The 22,983-nt window shown below is 73.7% G+C and carries 17 protein-coding genes; 10 read left to right on the top strand and 7 right to left on the bottom strand.

The genetic code is table 11. The features are described from left to right. Positions 1–19: 19 nt before the first annotated feature. The 3 genes from E2C05_RS02215 to E2C05_RS02225 all read left to right on the top strand — a co-directional run bounded on the left by E2C05_RS02215 (position 20) and on the right by E2C05_RS02225 (position 3,963). Positions 20–1,291 (top strand): hydantoinase/carbamoylase family amidase, encoded by a 1,272-nt coding sequence (locus tag E2C05_RS02215; RefSeq protein ID WP_133217965.1) that lies wholly within the window; start codon positions 20–22, stop codon positions 1,289–1,291. A gap of 13 nt (positions 1,292–1,304) precedes the next feature. Then, a complete protein-coding gene (locus E2C05_RS02220; protein ID WP_133217966.1) occupies positions 1,305–2,657 on the top strand; it encodes a tetratricopeptide repeat protein in 1,353 nt (450 codons plus the stop codon). A gap of 73 nt (positions 2,658–2,730) precedes the next feature. Further along, complete coding sequence (locus tag E2C05_RS02225; RefSeq protein ID WP_133217967.1) at positions 2,731–3,963, top strand: aminotransferase; 1,233 nt, start codon at positions 2,731–2,733, stop codon at positions 3,961–3,963. A gap of 422 nt (positions 3,964–4,385) precedes the next feature. On the opposite strand, the gene E2C05_RS02230 is transcribed toward E2C05_RS02225, so the two are convergent. From E2C05_RS02230 to E2C05_RS02240, 3 genes are all read right to left on the bottom strand, one after another. After that, a complete protein-coding gene (locus E2C05_RS02230; protein WP_133217968.1) occupies positions 4,386–5,159 on the bottom strand; it encodes a fumarylacetoacetate hydrolase family protein in 774 nt (257 codons plus the stop codon). Between the two features lie 218 nt (positions 5,160–5,377). Continuing rightward, positions 5,378–6,322 (bottom strand): SMP-30/gluconolactonase/LRE family protein, encoded by a 945-nt coding sequence (locus E2C05_RS02235; RefSeq protein ID WP_133217969.1) that lies wholly within the window; start codon positions 6,320–6,322, stop codon positions 5,378–5,380. 153 nt (positions 6,323–6,475) lie between these two features. Continuing rightward, positions 6,476–8,095, bottom strand: a complete 1,620-nt coding sequence (locus tag E2C05_RS02240) for an ArnT family glycosyltransferase (protein ID WP_158291896.1) — start codon at positions 8,093–8,095, stop codon at positions 6,476–6,478. A gap of 221 nt (positions 8,096–8,316) precedes the next feature. Here E2C05_RS02240 and E2C05_RS02245 point away from each other — a divergent pair, with 221 nt between their 5' ends. From E2C05_RS02245 to E2C05_RS02265, 5 genes are all read left to right on the top strand, one after another. Further along, the gene (locus E2C05_RS02245; protein ID WP_240046519.1) at positions 8,317–9,942 is read left to right on the top strand and encodes a hydantoinase B/oxoprolinase family protein; all 1,626 of its coding nucleotides are present in this window, start codon (positions 8,317–8,319) and stop codon (positions 9,940–9,942) included. Continuing rightward, complete coding sequence (locus E2C05_RS02250; RefSeq protein WP_133217972.1) at positions 9,942–11,996, top strand: hydantoinase/oxoprolinase family protein; 2,055 nt, start codon at positions 9,942–9,944, stop codon at positions 11,994–11,996. Before E2C05_RS02245 ends, E2C05_RS02250 begins: the two co-directional genes overlap by 1 nt. Before the next feature lie 301 nt (positions 11,997–12,297). Beyond that, the gene (locus E2C05_RS02255; protein ID WP_133217973.1) at positions 12,298–13,191 is read left to right on the top strand and encodes a fumarylacetoacetate hydrolase family protein; all 894 of its coding nucleotides are present in this window, start codon (positions 12,298–12,300) and stop codon (positions 13,189–13,191) included. Positions 13,192–13,400: 209 nt separating this feature from the next. Further along, the gene (locus tag E2C05_RS02260) at positions 13,401–14,999 is read left to right on the top strand and encodes an ABC transporter substrate-binding protein (RefSeq protein WP_133217974.1); all 1,599 of its coding nucleotides are present in this window, start codon (positions 13,401–13,403) and stop codon (positions 14,997–14,999) included. 196 nt (positions 15,000–15,195) lie between these two features. After that, positions 15,196–16,152, top strand: coding sequence for a Bug family tripartite tricarboxylate transporter substrate binding protein (locus E2C05_RS02265; RefSeq protein ID WP_133217975.1), 957 nt, complete (start codon positions 15,196–15,198; stop codon positions 16,150–16,152). 105 nt (positions 16,153–16,257) lie between these two features. Here the strand turns inward: E2C05_RS02265 and E2C05_RS02270 are convergent, their stop codons facing one another. Further along, on the bottom strand, positions 16,258–16,923 hold the full coding sequence (locus tag E2C05_RS02270) for a CCXG family PEP-CTERM protein (RefSeq protein ID WP_133217976.1): 666 nt from the start codon (positions 16,921–16,923) through the stop codon (positions 16,258–16,260). Positions 16,924–17,076: 153 nt separating this feature from the next. Here E2C05_RS02270 and E2C05_RS02275 point away from each other — a divergent pair, with 153 nt between their 5' ends. Together E2C05_RS02275 and E2C05_RS02280 are read left to right on the top strand one after the other, a co-directional pair. Beyond that, on the top strand, positions 17,077–18,711 hold the full coding sequence (locus E2C05_RS02275) for a GMC family oxidoreductase (RefSeq protein ID WP_133217977.1): 1,635 nt from the start codon (positions 17,077–17,079) through the stop codon (positions 18,709–18,711). Positions 18,712–18,913: 202 nt separating this feature from the next. Continuing rightward, complete coding sequence (locus tag E2C05_RS02280) at positions 18,914–19,183, top strand: phage tail protein (protein WP_133217978.1); 270 nt, start codon at positions 18,914–18,916, stop codon at positions 19,181–19,183. A 126-nt stretch (positions 19,184–19,309) separates the two neighbouring features. On the opposite strand, the gene E2C05_RS02285 is transcribed toward E2C05_RS02280, so the two are convergent. From E2C05_RS02285 to E2C05_RS02295, 3 genes are all read right to left on the bottom strand, one after another. Then, positions 19,310–20,785 carry a protein adenylyltransferase SelO gene (locus E2C05_RS02285; RefSeq protein WP_133217979.1) on the bottom strand — a complete coding sequence of 492 codons (1,476 nt, stop codon included), beginning with the start codon at positions 20,783–20,785 and terminating at the stop codon, positions 19,310–19,312. Positions 20,786–21,062: 277 nt separating this feature from the next. Beyond that, on the bottom strand, positions 21,063–22,355 hold the full coding sequence (locus E2C05_RS02290; protein WP_133217980.1) for a hypothetical protein: 1,293 nt from the start codon (positions 22,353–22,355) through the stop codon (positions 21,063–21,065). A 6-nt stretch (positions 22,356–22,361) separates the two neighbouring features. Continuing rightward, on the bottom strand, positions 22,362–22,964 hold the full coding sequence (locus E2C05_RS02295) for an ABC transporter substrate-binding protein (protein ID WP_133217981.1): 603 nt from the start codon (positions 22,962–22,964) through the stop codon (positions 22,362–22,364). Positions 22,965–22,983 lie beyond the last annotated feature (19 nt).

The raw sequence follows: 22,983 nt of genomic DNA on the forward strand, positions 1-22,983 counted from the left end.
CCCGTCCGGGAAGCCGGGCATGACCCTCGGGGAGGCCGTCGCCGCCCAGGCGCCACTGGCGCAGCGGCTGCTGGACGGCCTCGCCGCCCTCGGCGCCGACCCGCCCGGCATCACGCGGGATGCCTATGGACGCGGCGAGAACGCGGCGCACGCGCTGGTCGCCGAGGCCGGCGAGGCGCTCGGGCTGGTCGCCGCCACGGATGCCGGCGCCAACCTGTCGCTGCGCTGGCCCGGCTCCGACCCGGCGGCCAAGCCCATCCTCATCGGCTCGCATCTCGACAGCGTGGTGCAGGGCGGCAATTTCGACGGGGCCGCGGGCGTGGTGGCGGGACTCGCCGCCGTTGCGGCGCTGCAGGCCGCCGGCATCCACCCGCGCTGCGGCATCGAAGTGCTGGCGCTGCGCTGCGAGGAGGCGGTGTGGTTCGGCCTTGGCCTTATCGGCTCGCGCTGCCTGCTGGCCCGGCTGCCGCCCGGCGCGCTGGACCTGCGCCATGCCCGCACCGGCCTGACGCTGGCCGAGAGCATCGCGGCCTGCGGCGGTGATCCGCGACGCATCGCCGCGGGAACGCCGCTGCGCGACCCCGCGACGCTCGGCGCCTATCTGGAGGTGCATATCGAGCAGGCGCCGCAGCTGGTGGAGGCCGGGGCGCCGGTCGCGCTCTGCCTCGCCAATCCCGGCAATGTCCGCCATCCCTTCATCCGCATCACCGGGGAGGACGCGCATACCGGCCTGCCGCACCGCTTCCGCCGCGACGCCGCGCTGGCCGGCGCCGACCTGGCGCTGGAACTCGAAAAGCTCTGGCTCGCGGAGGAGGCGGCGGGCCGCCCGATGGCCGTCACCATCGGCCGCCTCCACACGCCGGCGGAGCGGCACAGCCTGACCATGGTCTCGGGCCGGTTCGAGCTCAGCCTCGACCTGCGCGCCTATGCGGCGGACCACCTGGCAGCGCTGGAGGCGCGGCTGGCCGGCATCGTCGCCGAGGTGGCCGCGCGCCGCGGCGTGCGGATCGACCTCGGCGCGCGCAGCGCCGCCGCGCCCGGGCGCATGGATCCCGCCATCCTGGAGGGCTTCGCCGCCGCCGCGGCGCGGGCCGGGCTGCCGGCGCCGCGCCTGAACAGCCCCGGCAGCCATGACGCCAACAACTTCGCCGCCGCCGGCGTACCGACGGGCATGCTGCTGGCCAGGAACCGTAACGGCAGCCACAACCCCGACGAAGCCATGGAGACCGGGGACCTGATGGCGTCGGTCTCCGTCCTCACGCACTGGCTGGCCGAGCGCGCCGGCGAATAGGGAGCCTCGATCCATGCAGCAGGATGCCCAGGGCCATCCCATCAGCACCGACAGCCCGCAGGCCGCGCGGGCCTTCGACCATGTCATCGAGGGCTTCCTGCGCTACCGGTTCGACACCAGCCAGCGACAGAAGGCGCTGCTCGCCGCCGACGCCGAATTCGGCCTGGCGAAGGCGCTGCAGGCGGCCTTCCTGCTGCTCGGCTACAAGCAGGCCTTCATCCCGATGGCGCGGGACGCGCTGGCCAGCGCCGCGCGGCTGACCGAACGCGCCACGCCGCGCGAGCAGGCGCATGTCGCCGCCCTATCGGCCTGGGCGGAGGGCGAGACGGGCCGCGCCCTCGCGGTGTGGGAGCAGATCCTGGCCGAGCATCCGCGCGACATCCTGGCCTTCCGCCTGCACCATTTCACCGCCTTCTGGCAGGGCGCGCCGGAACGGATGCTGGCCTCGGTCGAAGGCGTGCTGCCGCGCTGGGGCAAGGAATTGCCGGGCTATGGCAGCGTTCTGGCCTGCCGCAGCTTCGCCAACGAGGAATGCGGCAACTACACCATCGCCGAGGCCGCCGGGCGCGACGCCATCGCGCTCGACCCCGGCGATCTCTGGGCGGCGCATGCCGTCGCGCATGTGCTGGAGATGCAGGGCCGCCGGTCCGAGGGCATCGCCTGGATCCAGTCGCTGGAGCCGCACTGGGAAGGCGGCAACAACATCATGCACCACCTCTGGTGGCATCGGGCGATGTACCACCTGGAACAGCGCGACTTCGACGCGGTGCTCGCGCTCTACGACACGCGGTTCCGCAAGCTGGACAGCCCGGTGACGCAGGCGCAGCCCGATCTCTACATCGACGTGCAGAACGCCGCCTCCATGCTGTTCCGCCTGTCGCTGCATGGCGTGCCGGCGGGCGCGCGCTGGGAGGAATTGGCGGACAAGGCGGAAGCGCGGATCGGCGACACGCTGTCGGCCTTCACCCTGCCGCACTGGATGATGGCGCTGTGCGGGGCGGGCCGCTGGGATGCGGCGGAGCGGATGCTGGCCGCGCTGCGCGACGCGGCCCGCGCCAATGCCGGCGGCAACGCCGCGCTGGTCGCGCACTACGCCCTGCCGGTCAGCGAGGCGGTGCTGCGCCACGCCCGCGGCGACTTCGCCGGCGCGGTCGCCGCCATGCGCCCCGCTTTGCAGGGAATGTACCGGCTCGGCGGCAGCCATGCGCAGCAGGACGTGCTGGAGCAGCTGTTCCTGCACAGCGCCGTGAAGGCCGGCCTTGCCGGCGATGCGCGGATGCTTCTGGAACGCGTGGCGGGGCGACATCCGGTGCCGCCCGAGCGCCGCATCGGCTATGTCGAGGCCGCCCGCGGCATCGCGCACTGAGCGGGGCACAGGATCAGGGGCGCCGGAGCATGGCGCTTCGGCACCGCGGGCGGCATCGCCGCGTTGCCGTCGCATGCTCCAGGACGCCACCATTTGGCCGGCCCCGAGGCTGGCCGGCACCGCCACCGCGCTCCCCCCGCCACCCATCCCCGCCTGCCGCGCCTGGGCGGCGGGCTATGGCGGCGCTCGCGGCCCGCTGCTCGACCTGACGCAATCCGTCCCCGGCGTCGCGCCGCCACAGGATTTGCTGCAACGCCTGGCCGCCGCCGCGGCCGACCCCGCCACCGCCGGCTATGGCCCGCTGGAGGGCGAGGCGCCGCTGCGCGCGGCGCTGGCGGCGGAGATGCGCGGGATCTATGGCGGCGACATCGCGGCGGACGACCTGCGCATCACCGCCGGCGCCAATATCGGCTTCACCCTGGCGATGAGCGTGCTGACCGCCCCGGGCGATGCCGTGCTGATCCCCGCGCCCTGGTTCTTCAACCACCGGATGGCGCTCGCGCTGCGCGGGGTGGAGGCGGTGCCGCTGCCCTGCCGGGCCGAGGACGGCTTCCTGCCGGACCCGGAGCGCGCGGCGGCGCTGCTCGGCCCGCGGGTGCGCGCCATCCTGCTGGTCACGCCGAACAACCCGACCGGCGCCGCGATTCCGGCGGCGCTGCTCGGCCGCTTCGCCGAGCTCTGCCGCGCACGTGGCCTATGGCTGGTGCTGGACGAGACCTATCGCGACTTCCTGCCCGACCCGCTGCCGGCAGGCGGGCGGGCGGAGGCCGGCAGCCGGGCCCCGGGCGCCCTTCCCGCGCCGCATCGGCTGCTCCGCCGGCCGGACTGGCGGGACTTCGTCGTCCAACTCTACTCCTTCTCCAAGGCCTATGGCCTGCCGGGGCACCGGATGGGCGCGCTGGCCGCCGGGCCGGCGATGCTGGCCGAATTCGTGAAGGCGGTGGACAACATCCAGATCTGCGCGCCGCGGCCGCCCCAGCTCGCGCTGGCCTGGGCCATCCCCGCGCTGCGCGCCTGGCGGGCGGAGAACCGCGCCCGCATGGCCGCGCGCGGCCGGGCCTTCCGCCAGGCCCTGGCCCGCGCGCCGGCCTGGCGGCTGGAGGCGGCCGGGGCGATGTTCGCCTGGCTGCGGGTGCCGGAAGACGGTCCGGACTCGGCCATGGTGGCGGAGCGCCTGGCGCGCGAGCGTGGCCTCGTCACCCTGCCTGGCGGCGCCTTCGGCCCCGGTGGCCAGCGGCATCTGCGGCTGGCCTTCGCCACGGTGGAGGCCGAGGCGATGCCGGATATCGTGGCGCGGCTCGGCTAGGGCAGATCCCGCTCAGGTGGGATCCCCTGGGCGGGTGAAGATGCCCGCAGAGTCAAATGACTGCAGCGGTTGCCGTGAGCCATGGCGAACGGAAACCGCTCCCGGGCGGGTCGCGGGGCGGCGTGAAGGCCGCGGCGCGTGAACCCGCCCTCAAGGCAACAGGCCGCGGCCTGCGGCTTCGCGCGAGCCGCATCAGGCCTTCGCTTGCAGGCCGGCTCCACGCGCCACGGCGCCTATGCTGATGGCCGTCGATCGTGACCAATCGACGGTCCCTCCCGATCGCCGGGCGGTTTGCGCCGCAACCCTTGGCGGCGCGGCCTAGGCCGCGGCGCCCGTCCAGACGCTCGGCATGGATGAAGCCTTCATGCCGCTGGTATCGGGCCGCGCCGCGATCCGCGCCGGTGCTGACCATCCCATGGTTGTCAGGCAGGCGCATAGGCATTGGCCAGCGTCCCGATGCCCTCGATCGTCACCGCCACCTCCATGCCCGGCCGCATCGGCAGCGCCCCGACCGAGGTGCCGCAGGCGATGACGTCGCCCGGATGCAGCGTCATCTCCCGCGAGATCAGCGAGACGATCCGCGCCGGCGGCAGGATCATGTCGGCGCAGGGATAGTCCTGCCGCACCCGGCCGTTCAGCGCGACCTTGACCCGCAGCGCGGCCCAGTCGAGGCCGGTGGCGATCGCCGGCCCGATCGGGCCGAAGCCGTCGCAGCCCTTGGCCCGGGCCCATTGCGGGAAGGAGGCATCGGCGGTCAGCAGGTCGAGCGCGGTGACGTCGTTCACGCAGGTCAGGCCGAAGATGGCCGCTTCGGCCGTCGCCTCGTCGGCGTTCGAGACGGTGCGGCCGATGACCAGGCCGAGTTCGCCCTCGTACAGCACCTTGCCCGCATAGCCGGCGGGCGGGCGGATCGCCTCGCCGGGGCCGATGACGCAGCGCGGGTTCTTCAGGAAGTACAGCGGGAATTCCGGGATGGCGTTGCCCTGCTTCTGCGCCGCCTCATGGAAATTGTTCCACAACCCGATGAATGCACCCGGGCGCAGCGGCGCCGTCAGGCGAATATCGGCCAGCGCGAGCCGCTCGCCGGTCGGTGTCGCGCCGGCGAAGAGATCCCCGGCATGGGCGGCGATCGCCTCGCCCTCCAGCACGCCGAAGCCTTCCGCATCGCCCCGCGCATAGCGCACCCAAAGGGCCATCCCGCTCTCCCCTGTCCGTGCCGCGCGGCGCGCCGGGGCGCGGCCGGGGCGGCAAGTCTGCGGCGGGCGTCCTGCCGCAGGCCGGGCCCGCGCGCAACACGCGGCAGGGCAGGCCCACCTGCCTCGATGCCTGCGGCGAAACCGCCCCGGCGCGGCCAAGCCCTCCAAAGCGCGCGGGCCGTCGGCCCGGGCGTGGAAGGCCATGCCGCCGCATGCGCTCACCCGAAGGGCAGTTCCAGCCCCGGCTCATCCCAGTCCAGCGCCGCCAGCTTGCCGCTGAGCGAGAGCGTGACATAGGCGGTGCGCATCCCCGGGCCGCCGAAGCAGATATTCGTCGGCATCCGCTCCGGCATCTTCACCACCCGCAGGATCTCGCCGGCGGGCGAGACGGTGGTGATCTCGCCGCTTACCAGCGTGGCGACGCAGATATTGCCGGCGGCCGTGGCGGCGATGCTGTCCAGCCGGCGGTAGCCGGGGAACTGGCAGATCACCCGCCCGCCGTTGGAGGAGGGCCAGGGGTCCTTGCGCACGACGCCCGGCCCCTCGATGTCCCAGGCCCAGAGCCGGCCCGTCTCGGTCTCCGCGGCATAGAGGGCGCGGCCATCGGGCGAGAGGGCGATGCCGTTGGCGCCGCCGAAGATCGGGAAGGCGGCCTCGACGATCCTCGACCCGTCGCTGGCCGCCCAGTAGACGCCGCCATGGTCGCGGTCCCGCGCCCGCACCTTGCCCAGGTCGCTGAACCAGAAGCCGCCCTCCCCCGGCGCGCCCTTGGGCGCGAAGACGATGTCGTTCGGGCCCTTCAGCATGTTCTCGCCGCAGTGGTCGTAGAGGCGGGCGACGCTGCCGGTGGCGGGGTCGATCACCTCGATCCGGCCGCCGGCATAGTCGAGCGGCACGCCGGCGGGGCGCAGCCCCTCCGGCCCCTCATGCCAGACGAAGCCGCCATTGTTGCAGCAGAAGATCTTCCCGCCCGGGCCCATGGCGATGCCGTTCGGCCCGCCGCCGGGCGTCGCCACGACCGTCTTCGTCCCGTCCGGCGCCACCTTGGTGATCCGGCCCGCCGCGATCTCGACGATGATGACGCTGCCATCGGCCAGGGCGATGGGGCCTTCCGGAAAGCGCAGGCCCTCGGCCAGGATGCGCAGGCCGCTCGCGTCGCTCATTGGCTGTTTCCCCCGTTCGTGCCGGGGGATGATGCGTCACCGCGGCGGCGATGCAAGCCGCCCCGCGCCGCGCGGCGGTCGCAGGATGCGGCGGGGCGGCACGCCCGGATCACGCGGGGTGCCGCGGCGCGAGGCGCTTCGCGCCGCGATGCCCTAGCGCGGCCGCCAGAGCTCGACCGGCCCGCGCTCCTCCGCCACCGTGCCGTCCAGCACGAAGTCGCGGGCCAGCGCCTCGGTCAGGATGGCCGCCGCGCTGGGGCGAAGCTGCCACCACCAGCCGCGATCCACCACCACCAGCTTCGGCTTCGTCGCCAGGACGCGCCGCAGTTCCTCGTTGGTGTCGATATCGGCCACCTGGGTGAAGCCGCCGGTCAGGTGGGCGGGAAAGACGAAGCGGGTCGGCGCCGCCGCCCGCGCCATGGCATAGATCACCGGGTGGTAGTTGGCGACGAAGATCGGGTCGCCCGGATGGATGCGGGCGCGGACGGCCTTCGCCACCTCGGCCACCGGGTCCGGGGTCCAGATGCCGTGGCCGCGGCCGACGCGCACCGTCGCCTCCTGCCGCCAGGCCTCGGCCGCCACCAGCGCCACCAGGGCGACGAAGACGGCCATGCCATGCCGCGGCCGGACCAGCCCTGCCAGCCGCCAGGCGCCCATGGCGGCCAGCAGGGCCATGGGCGGCATCCAGATCAGGAAGTAGTGCGGGTAGAAGAAGCCCGGCCCGATGATCGCCAGGCTGCCGCAGGCGAACCACAGCAGCGCGATGCGCGCCAGCCGGCCGCCGCGGCCGCGCCGCAGCCCCCAGCGGGCCAGCGCCAGGCCAGCCAGCAGCATCGGCCAGAGCAGGACCATGAGCGCGACCTGGACCCGCTGCGCCGCCTCCGGCAGGCTCAGCCTGGCCTCGGCATAGCGGATCGGGGCGAGCAGGCTGCCGTCCAGGAATTCCGCCAGGTCGCCCTGCGCCAGATAGGCCAGGGCGAAGCTCGCCATGGGCGTCAGGACCAGCCCGGCATAGGCCGCCGCCATGCCGAGGAAGCGCGGCACCGGCAGCAGCCGCCGCCACAGCGCCGGGAAGGTCAGCAGCGCGAAGGCCAGGCAGCCTTCCGGCGTCACCACCGGCTTGATGCAGAAGGCCACGCCCATCAGCAGGCCCATGCCGGCCAGTTCGCCCCAGCCCGGCGCCCGCCCATCCTCCAGCGCCCGGATCGCGGCACGCAGCCCGATGGCGAGTGAGGCCACGACGAAGGGCGCGAAGAGCACCTCCGTGTTGCTCGCCAGGCCGAAGAGCAGGACGGTGTGGGCGATGTAGAGCACGCCGGCGGCGGCTGCGACCGGCCGCGCCAGCCCGCCCGCCCGCCCCAGCCCGTAGAGCGCCCAGCCCGCCGCCGCGACGCAGGCGATGCCCAGCATGCGGATGGTGGCGATGCTCTCGCCGAACAGGCCGATGGCCGCGGCGTAGAGCGCGGGGGCGCCGATCGGGTGCATGTCCCAGACCGCGACCAGCGGCCAGCCGCCACGCAGCCATTCCCGGGCCTGCACCAGGTACAGCCCCTCATCGGTGTCGATCACCGCGACGGTGAAGCCGATCCCGCGGAACAACAGGGACGCCCCCAGCATCAGCAGCGGGATGAAGGCCGCGTCCAGCCAGACCCGCGATGCGGAGCCCGCCGGCCAGGGCGCATGCAGGCCTGGACCCGCCCCTGGGCGCGACCGGTCCAGCAGGCCGGACCCCGGGTCTTTCAGGGCAGGGCCTCTCAGGAAGGTGGTGCTCATGCTCTCCGTGCCGGTCGGCCGGCATTCCCGTGGCAACATTGTCGGGGCCGGCGCGAAAACCGGTCCTTAACACGAAATCTGGACGGGGTTTTGTCCCGTTCTGCCGCTGCGGCTTGACGCGGCACCATCACGCGGCCGACCGTGGCCGCATGGCCACGCATGCTTCCGCCGCCGCAACACACCCCGCGCCGCATCCGGCGACGCGGCCCGCACCGGACCCGGTGACCCTCGCGGTCCTCGACAACCGCCTCCGCGCCATCGTGGAGGAGATGGGCGAGGCGATGCTGCGGACCTCGTATTCCCAGATCCTGAACTCCTCGCGCGATTTCTCCATCGCGCTCTGCGACGCCGGATGCCGGCTGGTCGCGCAGGCCGACCACATCCCGGTGCATGTCGGCGCCATGCCCTGGGCGGCGAAGGCGGTGGCGGAGGCCTTCGCCGGCGACATCCGGCCGGGCGACTGCTTCCTGCTGAACGACCCCTACCATGGCGGCAGCCACCTGCCCGACCTCACCATCATCCTCCCGGTCTTCGGCGACGGGTCGCTCCGCTTCTGGTCCGTGGTGCGCGCCCACCAGTCCGATATCGGCGGCGCCACCCATGGGGGTTACAACCCGGGTGCGACGGAAATCTGGCAGGAAGGGCTGCGGATCCCGCCCATCCGCCTGGGCGAGGGCGGCGCGCTGCGGGAGGACCTGATCCGCATGCTCGCCACCAACACCCGCATCGCACGCGACTTCCGTGGCGACCTGATGGCAATGATCGGCGCGGCGCGGCTGGGGGAGCAGCGCCTGCTGCCCCTGCTGGCCCGCTACGGCGCCGATGCGCTGGATGCAGCGGTCTCGGCCATCCTCGACCTGTCGGAGGCGCATGCCCGCCGCATCCTCGCCACCTGGCTGGACGGCTCCTGGCTGGGCGAGGCCTTCCTGGACGATGACGGCTTCGGCCAGACGGATGTGGCGATCCGCGCCCGGGTCACGAAACGCGGCGACAGCCTGACCGTCGACCTGTCGGAGAGCGACCCGCAGACCACCGGCTTCGTCAATTCCAGCTACCCGAACATGCGCAGCGCCGTGGCGATGGCGTTCGCGTTCCTGCTGGACCCGGAGGTGGCGAAGAACGACGGCGCCTTCCGCCCGCTGGAGGTGATCGCGCGGGAGGGCACGGTGGTCTGGGCGCGGGAGGGGGCGCCGGTGACCATGTGCACCTCCCACTGCGCGAACGAGATCGTCGAGGCGATCGTCCGCGCCCTGCAGCATGGCTGCCCCGACCGGGCCATGGGCGGCTGGGGCCGGCGCTTCCGGGTGGCGATCACCGGCCAGGATGCCCGCCGCCCGGGACGCCGCTTCGTCTGGCACATGTTCCATGCCCGGCCGGGCGGCGGCGGGTCCGCCCGCGGCGATGGCTGGTCCTGCGCCGGGGAATGGCATTCCGCCGGCGGGCTGAAATTCGGCAGCGTGGAGATGGCCGAGGCCCGCTTCCCCCTGCTGTTCGAAACGCATGAATTCCTCCCCGGCTCGGCCGGGGACGGCCAGCATCGCGGCGGGCTGGGCGGGCAGCTCTGCCTGCGGATCGAGAGCGACGGCCCCTGCCGCGCCAACACCGCCGGCGACGGCGCGCGGCACGGCGCCGCCGGGATGCTGGGCGGGCGGGACGGCGCGCCGCACCATTACCGCCTGCGGCACGCGGATGGCACGGAGCGGGTGCTGAAGACCAAGGAAGTCGGCATCCCCGTCCAGCCGGGCGACCGGCTGGTGGTGGAGGCGGGCGGCGGCGGCGGCTGGGGCCCGCCGGAGAAGCGCACGCCCGAGGCCCGCGCCCGCGACGCGGCGGAGGGCTATGCCTGATGCCCGGCTACACCATCGGCATCGATGTCGGCGGCACCTTCACCGACGTGGTCGGCATCTGCACCGACGGCACCCAGACGCTCGCCAAGGCGGCCAGCACCCCGGCCGACCAGTCGGAAGGGGTGGTGCAGGGCCTGCGCAACCTGGCCGACGCGCTGCACCTGACGCTGGCCGAGCTGCTGCAGCAGGCGACGCGCATCGTCCATGGCACCACCGTCGCCACCAATGCCCTGCTGGAACGCAAGGGCGCCCGCATCGGCCTGCTGGCCACCGAGGGCCACCGCGACGTCATCGAGATGCGCGAGGGGCTGAAGCCCGAGCGCTACGACCTGCGCCTGCCGGCGCCGGAGCCGCTGGTGCCGCGCCGCCTGCGCATCGGCGTGAAGGAAAGGCTGCGGCCGGATGGCAGCGTCGAGCAGGCGCTCGACGCCGCCTCGCTCCGCTCCGCCATCGCCGCGCTGCGGGCGGCGGGCGTGGAGGGCGTGGCCATCGGCTTCCTGCATAGCTGGGCGGCGCCGCGGCACGAGCATGCGGCGGCCGAGGCCGTCGCCGCCGCGATGCCGGACGCCTTCGTCACCTGCTCGGCCGATGTGCTGCCGCAGATCAAGGAGTTCGAGCGGTTCAGCACCACCGCGGTGAACGCCTATGTCGGGCCGGTGGTCTCCCGCTACCTGGGCCGGCTGAAGGCGCGGCTGGCGGAGGCCGGCTATCGCGGCCCGCTCTTCGTCATCCTCTCCCATGGCGGCGTCGCGCCGGTGGAGGAGGCGGCGCGGCTGGCGGTCGGCACCGCCCTGTCCGGACCCGCCGGCGGCGTCGCCGCGGCGGTGGAATCGGCCCTGCAGGGCATGGGGCAGGATCTCGTCACCTTCGACATGGGCGGCACCTCCACCGACATCGCCCTCGTCACCGGGGGCGAGGCGGCGCTCGGCCGCGGCCGCACCGTGGGCGGGGAGCGCATCGCGCTCGAGAGCCTCGACATCACCACGCTCGGCGCCGGCGGCGGCTCCGTCGCCTTCGTCGGGCCGGGCGGGACGCTGCAGGTGGGGCCGCGCTCGGCCGGCGCGGTGCCCGGCCCGGCCGCCTATGGCCTGGGCGGGACGGAGCCGACGGTCACCGACGCCAACCTGGTGCTCGGCTATCTCGACCCGGAAAATTTCCTCGGCGGCGCGCGGCGGCTCGATCTGGACGCGGCGCGGCGGGCGGTGGCAGGGCTGGCGGAGCGGCTCGGCATCGCGCCGGACGCCTGCGCCGCCGGCATCCATGCCCTGGTCAATGCCCGCATGGCGGATGGGGTGCGGCTGGCGACGGTGCGGCGCGGCGTCGATCCGCGCGACTTCACGCTGCTGGCCTTCGGCGGCGCCGCCGGGCTGCACGCGACGGCCGTGGCGCGCGAGCTGGGGCTGCGCCGCGCCGCCGTGCCGGTCTTCGCGGCGGGGCTCTCGGCCTGGGGGATGCTGCACACCGACCTGCGCTACGAGCTGTCCCGCAGCGCGGTGACGGCCGGCGGCCTGCCCGGCGATACGGCGCTGCGCGCCCTGTTCGACGGGCTGGAGGCCGAGGGGCGCGACCGCATGGCCGAGTGGCATGGCGGCGCCGTCGCCGCCCGGCGCAGCGCCGACATGCGCTATGGCGAGCAGGTCTTCGAGATCGCGGTGCCGCTGGACGGCATCGACTGGCAGGGGCCGGCGCTGGCCGACCAGGTCCGCGCCGCCTTCCATGCCCGCCACCGCGCGCTGTTCACCTACGACCTGCCGGAGGAGGAGGTGGTGCTGGTGAATGCCCGCGTCGCCGCGGTGGGCGTGCTGCCGCGCCATGTCCCGGCGGCGGGGGCGGAAGCGGCGGCGGCCGCCCCCGCCGGCCAGCGCCGCATCCTGCTGGAGGGCGGGGCGGCGACGGCGCCGGTCTTCCGGTTCGGGGCGCTGGCGCCTGGCCAGGCGGTGATCGGCCCGGCGATCGTCGAGAGCGCGACCACCACGGTGCTTCTGCGCCCGGGCGATGCGGCGCGCATGGATTCCCGGGGCTGGCTCGACATCGCGGTGCCGGCCGCCGGCTAGTGTCCCGGATCCGAGGTTCGCCGCCACGGGTGGCGTCCTTCGGTCCGGGCCACTCGCCTTTGTTTTCAGTGGCTTGCTGGTCCGCTGCGTTCGCAGCCGGCAGGATACCAGGGCAGATCCCGATCCGGTGGGACCACCTGATCGGGTGAAGATGCGCATAGCTTCAAATGGCTGGCGCGGTTGCCGTGAGCCATGGCGAACGGAAGCCGCTCGAGCCGGGGTGCCACCCCGCCCCGGGGCTTGCCAGCCCGGCCGGCCCGCTGTCCCCTGCACGCCCGATGGAACCCCTGGGGGAAACGCCATGACGAAGCTCGCCACCTTCTCCGACGCCCGCGGCACGCGCATCGGCTGCGTGCAGGAGGATGGGCGCATGCTCGACCTCTCCGCCGTGCCCGGCGCGCCCGGCGGCGGCGACATGCTCTCGCTCATCGCGGCCGGGCCGGCGGCGCTGGCCGCCGTCACCGCTCTGGCCGCCGCGCCGCCGCCCGCCGCCCTGCTGCCGGCCGGCAGCTGGACGCTGCTGGCGCCCATCCCGCGGCCGCGCCGCAACGTCTTCTGCGTCGGCCGCAACTACATGGACCATGTGGCGGAAGGCGACCGCACCCGCGGCATCACCAATTCCGAGCTGCCGAAATTCCCGCAATTCTTCACCAAGGCGCCCGACTGCGTCATCGGGCCGGAGGACTGGATCCCCACCCATGCCGGCATCACGCAGTGGCTGGACTACGAGGTGGAGCTGGCCGCCATCATCGGCACCGAGGGCACCAACATCCCGAAGGAGCGGGCGCTGGACCACGTCTTCGGCTGGACCATTGGCAACGACGTGACGGGGCGCGACCTGCAGCGGCGCTACGGCCAGTGGTTCAAGGGGAAGTCGCTGGACCGGTCCTGCCCGCTCGGCCCCTGGATCGTCCCGGCGGCGGAGCTGGACGCGCTGAACACCGGCATCCGGCTCTGGGTGAATGGCGAGAAGCGGCAGGACAGCAACACGGCGAAGATGATCTTCGACGTGAAGGAGATCATCCACCAGCTCTCCATCGGCTTCACCCTGAAGCCGGGCGACGTGATCATCACCGGCACGCCGGAAGGCGTCGGCTACGCCATGCAGCCGCCGAAGACGCTGCAGCCGGGCGATGTGGTGGAATGCGAGATCGACGGCATCGGCCGGCTGCGCAACGCGGTGAAGGCGGAGTAGCGCGGAGCGTGCGGCCGCCCTGCGGCCGGTGCGCCGCGGCGGTCCGCGCGTTCCGGCCCGCGCGCAGGCCCCGGTAGCCGGCAGGGCCGCCCATCCGGGCGGCCGATACGCGACTGCGCCCGGCCCGGGCGGCAGGCATGGCGCCCCCCTTCCTTCCCCCGGCGGAAGGGTGGCAGCATGCCGGCAGGAGACATCCGGGAAGACCCGCCATGCAACGACGCCGCCTGCTCAGGGCCGCGGCGGCCGCGCCGCTCGCCGCCGCCACACCCTTCGCCGCCATGCCGGCCCTGGCCCAGGACAGCCGCGCGCGCACCCTGCGCATGGTGCCGCAGGCCAACCTCACCTCGCTGGACCCGATCTGGACCACCGCCGGCGTCACCGAGAACCATGGCTGGACCATCTTCGACACGCTCTATGGCCTGACCGACGACCTGCAGGTGCGGCCGCAGATGGCGGAAGGCCACCAGGTCTCCGACGACCGCCGCACCTGGACCATCCGGCTGCGCGAGGGGCTGCGCTTCCATGACGGCGAGCCGGTGCTGGCGCGGGACTGCGCCGCCAGCCTGGCGCGCTGGGTGCGGCGCGACACCTTCGGCCAGTCGCTGGGCGCGGTGGCCGAGGGCTTCGAGGCGGCCGACGACCGCACCATCCGCATCCGCCTGAAATCGCCCTTCCCGCTGCTGCTGGAAGCGCTGGCGAAGCCCTTCGCCAATGCCGCCTTCATCATGCCGGAGCGGATCGCGCGCACCGACCCCTTCCAGCAGGTGACGGAGATGGTGGGCTCGGGCCCCTACCGGTTCCTGGCGAACGAGTACATCTCCGGCAGCCGCGTGGTCTATGCGCGGCATGACCGCTACGTGCCGCGGCAGGAAGCGCCGAGCCGCACCGCCGGCGGCAAGCAGGCGAATTTCGACCGCATCGAATGGACCATCATCCCGGACAGCGCCACCGCCGCCGCGGCGCTGCAATCCGGCGAGGTCGATTGGTGGGAACAGGTGAATGCCGACCTGATCCCGGCGCTGCGCCGCAGCCGCGGCATCACGGTCGAGATCGCCAACACGCTGGGCTATATCGGCTTCTGCCGCTTCAACATGCTGCATCCGCCCTTCGACAACCCGGCCATCCGCCGCGCCCTGCTGCACGCCATCGACCAGGAAGACTATGTCCGCGCCGTCACCGGCAACGACGCCGAGGCGTGGAAGACCTGCCATTCCATGTGGCCCTGCGGCACGCCCTACGGCACCACCACCGGCAGCGAGGCGCTGGCCGGCCCGCGCGACCCCGCCCGCGCCCGCCGCCTGCTGCAGGAAGCCGGCTACAAGGGCGAGCGGGTGGTGATCATCAACCCGACGGACTTCCCCACGATCGGCCCCTTCGGCCAGATCACCGCCGATGTGCTGCGCCGCTGCGGGATGAACGTCGACCTGCAGGAAATGGACTGGGGCAGCCTCGTGCAGCGCCGCGTCAGCCGGGAACCGGTGGACAAGGGCGGCTGGAGCATCTTCCACACCTGGTGGCCCGGCATCTCCATCATCAACCCCGCGGTCAACGCGCCGATCCGCGGCATGGGCGAGCGCGGCTGGTTCGGCTGGTACAGCAACCCGCGGGTGGAGGAGCTGAACGCCGCCTGGCTGGTGGCGGAGACCGAAGCCGACCAGAAGCGCATCGCCGAGCAGATCCAGCAGGAAAGCTGGCAGAACGTGCCCTTCCTGCCGCTGGGGCAGTTCTTCATCCGCACCGCGCATCGCGGGCTGGCGGGCGTGCTCAAGGGAACGTCGCCCTATCCCTGGGGCGTGCGCCGGGCCTAGGGCGCTGCGAGAGGGGCCTGCCCCCTCGCGCTTCCCCCACCAGGGGTCAGGCGACCCCTGGACCGGCCTGGGTCATCGCCCTGGCGATCAACCCATACGGGGGGCCAGGGGTCGGTTCGATCCCCGGCGGGGTAGGTCCGGGAGGGGACCCCGCAGCGCCCCTCCCGAGTGCAACGACGACCGGGAGGACCACACCATGCTGCGCCGAACGCTGCTCGCCGCGCTCGCAACGCCGGCCATCGCCCGCGCCCAGCGCGCCTGGCCCGGCGACCGGCCGGTGGAGGTCATCGTCCCCTTCCCGCCCGGCGGCGGCGTCGACATCATGACGCGAATGGTGATGCCGCTGGTCGCCGAGCGCATCCCGGGCATGACGGTGGTCGTCACCAACCGCGCCGGCGCCGGCTCGCAGATCGGGCTGGAGGCGACCTTCAACGCCGCGCCGGATGGCTACACCCTCGGCGCCACCTCCACCCCGGCGCACAGCGCCATCCCGATCGAGCGGGCGACGCGCTACCGCGCGCTCGACTTCACCTTCCTGGCCAACATCGTCGAGGATCCGAACTGCCTCTATGTCCGCACGGAAAGCCCGCTGCGCTCGGTGGCCGACCTGGTCGCGCAGGCGCGGGCGCGGCCGGGCAGCCTCGACTACGGCACCACCGGCATCGGCAGCGACGACCACATCATGATGCTGGCCTTCGAGGCGCTGTCGGGCATCCCGCCGCTGGTCCACGTGCCCTTCAACGGCGTCGCGCCGCTGATCCCGCAGCTGCTCGGCGGCCACCTGGCGGCCGCGGTCGGCAACACGACGGAGCTGGTGCCGCAGGCGCGGGAAGGCCGCATGCGCGGCCTGGCGGTGGCCAGTGCGCAACGCCTGCCGGAACTGCCGGACATGCCCACCTTCCGCGAGCTGGGCTTCGACATCGTCACCGCGGCGTCGCGCGGCATCATCGGCCCGCCCGGCCTCCCGCCGGCGATCGCGGCGCGGCTGGAGGAAGCCTTCCGCGGCGCCCTCGGCGATGCCGGCTTCCTGCGGGAGGCGGCGCGGCAGTCCATGCCGCTGCGGCCGCTGGTCGGCGCGGAGTACCGCGCCATGGCGGCGCAGGTGGACCAGCAGCTGCAGGCGCTGTGGACCTTGCGGCCCTGGCGGGGATGATGCCCGGGCGCCGATGCCGGGGCGGCGGCACGGCGGACGGGATGTGTTCGGATCGGCCAGCATCCAGGCCGGCCGGCATGGCGGCCGCGGCCGGCCCGCGCCGGGTCAGCCGCCGCGCTTGCGCCAGCGATGCCGCGCCAGGCCCAGCCCGGCCAGGCCGGCGGCGAGGATGGCCAGCGTCGCGGGTTCCGGCACCACGCCCGGGCTGGTCGCGGCCATGCCGTCCGCGGCCGAGAAGGTGGTCCACTGGTTGCTGCCAGGGGCCAGGAACTGGCCCTGCTGGCCGCCGTCGCAGCAGCCTTCCAGCCCATAGACCGTGATGCGGTGCAGGCCGGTGCTCAGCGGGGCCTGGAAGCCGAGGAACTGCGCGGCATCGCCGTAACTGTAGCTCCACCACATGTCGCTGCTGCGGAAGGCCATGGCGGCGCCTTCGAGGAAGGCCGCGCCGCCGCGGCCGAAATCCACCCCGAAGCGGAAGGCCCATTGCCCCGCCACCGGCGCGACGAAGGTGACGTCGAAGCGGAAGGCGATGTCGTTCCAGCTGCTGCCGAACAGGGTGCCATTCGACAGGTTGTCGTAGCTGCCGGGGGTCGCGGTGCCGTAGCCGGGGCCGGCCGGCTGGTTCACCAGCGCGTCGATCAGGGCGCGATACGACGCCGCGTCGGCCTGCGGCCCCGCCGTGGAATAGCGCGTATCCACCTGGATGCTGCTGGCGGCAGCCCCGCCGGCGATCCCCACCGTGAGGGCCAGGGCCATGAGCACGGCACGCATGGGGCGGCCCTCCATCGGAAACGGGTCGGCGACCCCACTCCATCTAGGCGGGAAAGCTGAATCGTTCCTTGCCGCGCCGACCGCCGGGCGCTTGCCCCCGCCTGGCCGCCATGCCCTGATGCCCGGAGAAGGACGATCGCGGGGGAGACGACGATGAACGAGGCGGACTACGTCATCCTGGGCGGCGGCTCGGCCGGTTGCGTCCTGGCGGCGCGGCTGTCCGAGGACCCGAGCGTCAACGTGGTCATGCTGGAAGCCGGGCCCTGGGACCGCAATCCCTGGATCCACATCCCCATGGGCTTTGCCCGGCTCTACGTCACCCGCAAATTCGACTGGAACTACCAGACCGAGGCGGAGCCGGAGCTGAACGGCCGCAGCGTCTACTGGCCGCGCGGCCGCGTCGTCGGCGGCTCGGGCAGCGTCAACGGGCTGGTCTTCCTGCGAGGATCGCCGCGCGACTACGACCGCTGGGCGCAGCAGGGCGCCCGCGGCTGGTCCTACGAGGATTGCCTGCCGGCCTTCCGCAAGCTGGAGACCTTCCACGGCCCGGACAGCGAGTTCCGCGGCCAGGACGGGCCGATGCAGATCGCCGAGGTCCCCTACCCCACGCCGGGCTGCCGCGCCTTCGTCGAGACCTGCGAGAAGCTCGGCTTCCCCCGCAACCGCGACAACAACGGCGAGTGGTTCGAGGGCGTGGCGCCGAACCAGCTGAACGTCCACAAGGGAAGGCGCTGGAGCCCGGCGGTCGGCTATCTCCGCCCCGCCCTCAAGCGCCCCAACCTGCGGGTGGAGACCGAGCGGCTCGGCCTGCGCCTGGTCTTCGAGGGCAAGCGCTGCAACGGCGTGGTCGTCCGCACGGCGGATGGGCGGGAGGAGAGCTGGACTGCGCGGCGGGAGGTCATCGTCTCCGCCGGCGCGATCGAGAGCCCGAAGCTGCTGATGCTGTCCGGCATCGGCGACGGCACGGCGCTGCAGGGCATGGGGATCGAGACGCGGGTGCATGCGCCGGAGGTCGGCCAGAACCTGCAGGACCACTTCATGGTCCGCCTGGCCTTCCGCACCAAGCCGGCGGACACGCTGAACGAGTCGATGGCCAACCCGCTGAAGACCGCGAAGATGGGCCTCGAGTGGGCGCTGCGGCAGCGCGGCCACATGACCATCGGCGCCTCCGAGGCCAGCCTCTTCGCCCGCGTCCTGCCGGGCTCGGAGGAGGCGGAGGTGCAGTTCCAGTTCGTCAATTTCAGCCTGGACACGCAGAACCAGGGCCTCTCGGCCAGCCGGCTGGCGAAGCACCCGGGCTTCACCTTCAATTTCTGCCAGTGCCGGCCGGACAGCCGCGGCGAGCTGACGCTGCGCAGCCCGCGCGTGGAGGACAAGCCGCGCATCCAGGCCAACTACCTGACCGCGCCGACCGATGTGCGGGTGATGCTGGAAGCGGCGAAGCTGGCGCGGCGCATCGCCACCACCGCGCCCTTCGCCGACCTGGTGGAGGAGGAGATCTCGCCGGGCCCGGGCACCCGGACCGACGACGACTTCCTCGAATATCTCCGCACCGCCGGCACCACCGTCTACCACCCCTGCGGCACCAACCGCATGGGCGCCGACGACCGTTCGGTGGTGGATACGGAGCTTCGGGTGCGCGGGGTGGAGGGGCTGCGGGTGGTGGACGCCTCGGTCTTCCCGCTCGTCCCCTCCTCCAACATCCACCCGGCGGTGCTGATGACGGCGGAGCGCGCGGCGGAGATGATCAAGGCGAGCGCCCGGGCCGGCGCGCGCGTGGCGGCCTGACACGGCCTTCCCCGCCTCAGCCGGCCTGCGGACGTCCGGCCATTGCAGGCCGGCAGCGCGCGAAGGCCGGCGCCGGGCGTCGCGGCGTGTCCCGCGGCACGCGCCGCGACGCCCGGCCGCCAATTATCGTTCCGCGACGCGCGGAACGCGCTAGGCTCCCCCGATCGCCGGCCACACCGGCGGGCAGGGGGAGGCGACGGCCATGGAAGAGTATATCGGCGTCATCAAGATGTTCGGCGGCAGCTACCCGCCGCAATACTACATGGATTGCGACGGCACCGTGCTGCAGATCCAGGCGAACCAGGCGCTGTTCTCGGTCCTCGGCACCACCTATGGCGGCGACGGCCGCACCAGCTTCGGCCTGCCGGACCTGCGCGCGCGGGACGCCAACGGCCAGCCCATCCCGTTCAACGTGAAGGGGCCGCGCTGGATCATCTGCGTGCAGGGCATCTATCCGTCGCGCGAGCAGTAGGGCCGGCGCCTCATGCCGGTCAGCATCAATGCTGACCGGCATGATCATCAGGTTTGGCGCGCAGCCGCCACGCCGACCCCGCGCGCGAGACCGGTGAGCAGACGCCAGGACGTCCGCCCACCGGCATCAGGTGCCGCAGAAGGTCTGCAGCACCCGCTCCTCCGCCCGCGGCGGCAGGGCGTAGCGCTCGAGGCCGGGGCGGTCCTCGAAGGGCCGCGCCAGCGCGTCGAGCAGCGCCTCGAAGGGGCCAAGGTCCTCGCGCTCCACCGCCGCCGCGATCGCCGCCTCCACCTGGTGGTTGCGCGGGATGATGGCGGGGCTGGCGGCGCGCATCGCGGCGGCCCGCGTCGCCGGCGCCGTGGCGTCCTGCGCCAGCCGGGCGCGCCAGCGCGCCGCCCAGCCATCCCAGGCCGCCGGATCCCGGAACAGCGCCTGCACCGCGGCATCGCCCGCCGGCCCTTCGGCCGCGCCGGCGAGCGCGCGGAAGGTCAGGGTGAAGTCGGCGCCGCTGGCCTGCATCCGCTCCAGCAGGTCCTGCGCCAGCGCCAGGTCGCCCTCGCCGGCCTCCAGCAGGCCCAGCTTGCGGCGCAGCCCGGCATGCCAGGCGCCCTCGAAGGCCGGGGCGAAGCGCGCCAGCTCCGCCTTGGCGATCTCGATCGCCGGCTCGCTCTCCGCCGCCAGCAGCGGCAGCAGCGTCTCCGCCAGCCGCGTCAGGTTCCAGTGCACGATGCCGGGCTGGTTCGCATAGGCATAGCGGCCCTGGTAGTCGATGGAGCTGAACACCGTGGCGGGGTCGTAGGCATCCATGAAGGCGCAGGGGCCGTAGTCGATGGTCTCGCCGCTGATGGTGCAGTTGTCGGTGTTCATCACGCCATGGATGAAGCCCACCAGCATCCACTGCGCCACCAGCCGCGCCTGCGCCTCCACCACCGCGCCCAGGAAGGCGCGACAGGGCTCCGGCGCGTCGCGCAGCGCGGGGTAGTGCCGGGCGATGGCGTAGTCGGCCAGGATCCGCAGCGCCTCCACATCCTGCCGCGCGGCGAAGAACTGGAAGGTGCCGACGCGCAGATGGCTGGCGGCGACGCGGGTCAGCACCGCGCCGGGCAGCGGCGTCTCGCGATACACCGGCTCGCCGGTCGTCACCGCCGCCAGGCTGCGGGTGGTCGGGATGCCCATCGCATGCATCGCCTCGCTGACGATGTATTCCCGCAGCACCGGCCCCAGCGCGGCGCGGCCATCGCCGCGGCGGGAATAGGGCGTGGGGCCGGAGCCCTTGAGCTGGATGTCGCGCCGCTTTCCGTCGGGCGCGACGATCTCGCCCAGCAGGATGGCGCGGCCATCGCCGAGCTGCGGCGAGAAGCCGCCGAACTGGTGCCCGGCATAGGCCTGGGCCAGCGGCTCCGCCCCCTCCGGCACGGCATTGCCGGCCAGCACCGCAACGCCCGCCTCGCCCGCCAGCGCCTCCGCATCCAGCCCGAGCGCCGCCGCCAGCGCCGCGTTCACCCGGACCAGCCGCGGCGCCGCCACCGGCGTCGGCGGCAGGCGGGCATGGAAGCGATCCGGCAGGCGGGCATAGGTGTTGTCGAAGGGGAACAGGGGCATCGGGCGCTCCGCGGGCGAGCCGGGAAGATCGGCAGCCGGGATGCGAAGGGCAAGGCCACGCCAGGGTTGCACCGCCGCCGCCGCGGATCCCGCAGTGCCGTCGACGCCGCGGGCCATGCGCCGGCGCGACAGGCGACGGGCCTGCGCGGTCGTCCGCATGCGTGCGCCGCGCCGGCGGCTGCGATCCGCGCCGCTGCCCGCGGACCGGCGCCGGCCTCCCTGTCGAGGGCAGGGGGCGCTTGCGGCCCCGGGCCGCGCCGGCCTTCCTGCCCGGCCTTCAGCGCACCAGGCGCAGCGTGCCGGTCGCCGGGATCTCGCCGGCCGCCTTCTGCAGATTCAGCAGCTGCGCCGTCAGCGCCAGCACCGGCAGCGTCAGGTCCTCCCGCGCATCGGCTTCCGCCACCCACCAGCGGCTGCCGCGGTAATCCACCGCCATGCGGGCGCGCGGCGGCTTGTCCGGCCACAGCCGGAACAGCCGCGGCGTCGCCTCGCCGGTGCGGATGCGGACCGGCGTCCCCGCCTCCTCCAGCCGCTGCACCGCGCCGAGGAACTGGAACACCTCCCCGACCGAGCGGAGATACCAGGACAGCCCGGGCGCCGCGGCGCGGCCCGGCGCGATGGGGCGGTCCGCCACCTCCTCGGCGGTGCAGGGATTGCCTTCCTGCGCCATGGGGGAGATCTGCGGCGCCTCGGTATCCATCGCCAGCGCGCGGTAGCGGCCGCCGCCCTCGGCGACGCAGAGCGCGAGCTGCCCGACCGGGCGGTACAGCCGCCAGCCCGGCCCGTCCGGCCGCAGCGACACGCCGGGCTCGCGCAGCTCCGCCAGCATCTCCGGGGCGCTGGCCTGCGTCGCGGAGAAGCGCGGGCCGAGCGGCACGAGCCGGGTATAGCCGTTGAACTGCAGCCGGCCGTGCCGCGTCAGCGCCGCGACCGCCGCGGCGAAGGCGGCGCTGCCGGGCTCGTTCGGAATGGCGCTTCCGCCCGGCCCCTCGTCGAAGCGGGAGACCAGCAGGTGCAGCAGCAGCGCGTCCGGCAGCCCCTGGTCCGACAGCAGGCGGAACAGCGCGGGGTCGATCGGCCGCAGCAGGCCGCGGGCGAATTCCTGCCGGTCCAGCGGGCCGATGTCGAAGCTGGGATTGCTGGCGACCAGCCCGGCCGGCTGCACGCCGTTGTTCACCGCCGTCAGGTCGTAGCCGATGCCGGCCGAGGCGGTGAAGGCGCCGCGGATGGCGGCGATGGTGGAGAAATGCAGCGGCGCCCGGTCCCGCGCCCGCAGGATGTTCACCGCCAGCAGCGTATCGGCCGCCACTTCCAGGCTGTGGTTGTAGTCCACGCTGTGCTGGCCGATGACGCCGGACAGCGAGCAGCCGGACAGCAGCAGGCCGAGCAGGAGCGGCGGAAGGCGCCACCGGCGGTGCGGGGCGCCGGCCAGGGCTGGGGATGCCAGGATAGGGCATGCCCGGGCGGGACCTGCCGGGGCGGGACATGCCAGGCCGGGGCCGCCCGGACGCGCGACGCCGCCCGGCACGCCATGGCCGGCGGCGATCCGGGCCTCGGGGCGGCCGCGCACGCGGCGCTAACCCCGCAGCAGCGTGTCCGTCCGCCGGCGCAACTCGGCTTCCAGCCGTGCCGCGCCGCCATCCCGCAGCAGGGCGGTGAACTCCGCCCGGCGGCTCGCCAGCTCGCTGACCGTGCCGGCCAGGTAGACATCCACCACCCGCCAGGCCCCGCCCGCCTCCCGCATCAGGTAGTTCAGCGCCACCGGCTCGTCGCGCGGCCGGACCAGCTGGGTCCGCACCAGGCGATCGCCGCTCTGCAGCGGGCTCTCGCCCAGGGTCTGGAAGCTCTCGCCGCCGAAGCCGTCGAAGCGGTGCGCGAAGGTGGCGATCGACCAGTCGGAGAAGGCGCGGACCAGCGCCTGCTGCTCGGCCGGCTGCATCTGCGCCCAGGGCGGGCCGATGGAGATGCGGGCCATCGCCGGCAGGTTGAAGGCCGCCTCCATCGCCGGGCGCAGCCGCTGTTCCCGCCCGCGCACGCCCAGCCGCTGGGCGTTGCGCATGACGTCGAGCAGGACGGCGTGGAACCCTTCGATGACCTGCGCCGGCGCCGCCTGCGCCCGCGCGATGGCCGGCAGCAGGGCGAGGAAGGCGGGCAGGGTGCGGCGAGCGAGCATCGGCATGCCGCGCTGCCTAGGGCAA

It is taken from the genome of Paracraurococcus ruber (assembly GCF_004353985.1).
In the GTDB taxonomy this organism is placed as follows: Bacteria; Pseudomonadota; Alphaproteobacteria; order Acetobacterales; family Acetobacteraceae; genus Paracraurococcus; species Paracraurococcus ruber.

Coding starts and splice junctions, on each gene's coding strand:
- E2C05_RS02215 (WP_133217965.1), top strand. CDS start 20: ATGACCCTCGGGGAGGCCGTCGCCGCCCAGGCGCCACTGGCGCAGCGG.
- E2C05_RS02295 (WP_133217981.1), bottom strand. CDS start 22,964: ATGCCGATGCTCGCTCGCCGCACCCTGCCCGCCTTCCTCGCCCTGCTG.
- E2C05_RS02285 (WP_133217979.1), bottom strand. CDS start 20,785: ATGCCCCTGTTCCCCTTCGACAACACCTATGCCCGCCTGCCGGATCGC.
- E2C05_RS02220 (WP_133217966.1), top strand. CDS start 1,305: ATGCAGCAGGATGCCCAGGGCCATCCCATCAGCACCGACAGCCCGCAG.
- E2C05_RS02235 (WP_133217969.1), bottom strand. CDS start 6,322: ATGAGCGACGCGAGCGGCCTGCGCATCCTGGCCGAGGGCCTGCGCTTT.
- E2C05_RS02225 (WP_133217967.1), top strand. CDS start 2,731: ATGCTCCAGGACGCCACCATTTGGCCGGCCCCGAGGCTGGCCGGCACC.
- E2C05_RS02265 (WP_133217975.1), top strand. CDS start 15,196: ATGCTGCGCCGAACGCTGCTCGCCGCGCTCGCAACGCCGGCCATCGCC.
- E2C05_RS02270 (WP_133217976.1), bottom strand. CDS start 16,923: ATGCGTGCCGTGCTCATGGCCCTGGCCCTCACGGTGGGGATCGCCGGC.
- E2C05_RS02280 (WP_133217978.1), top strand. CDS start 18,914: ATGGAAGAGTATATCGGCGTCATCAAGATGTTCGGCGGCAGCTACCCG.
- E2C05_RS02260 (WP_133217974.1), top strand. CDS start 13,401: ATGCAACGACGCCGCCTGCTCAGGGCCGCGGCGGCCGCGCCGCTCGCC.
- E2C05_RS02250 (WP_133217972.1), top strand. CDS start 9,942: ATGCCCGGCTACACCATCGGCATCGATGTCGGCGGCACCTTCACCGAC.
- E2C05_RS02230 (WP_133217968.1), bottom strand. CDS start 5,159: ATGGCCCTTTGGGTGCGCTATGCGCGGGGCGATGCGGAAGGCTTCGGC.
- E2C05_RS02240 (WP_158291896.1), bottom strand. CDS start 8,095: ATGAGCACCACCTTCCTGAGAGGCCCTGCCCTGAAAGACCCGGGGTCC.
- E2C05_RS02255 (WP_133217973.1), top strand. CDS start 12,298: ATGACGAAGCTCGCCACCTTCTCCGACGCCCGCGGCACGCGCATCGGC.
- E2C05_RS02275 (WP_133217977.1), top strand. CDS start 17,077: ATGAACGAGGCGGACTACGTCATCCTGGGCGGCGGCTCGGCCGGTTGC.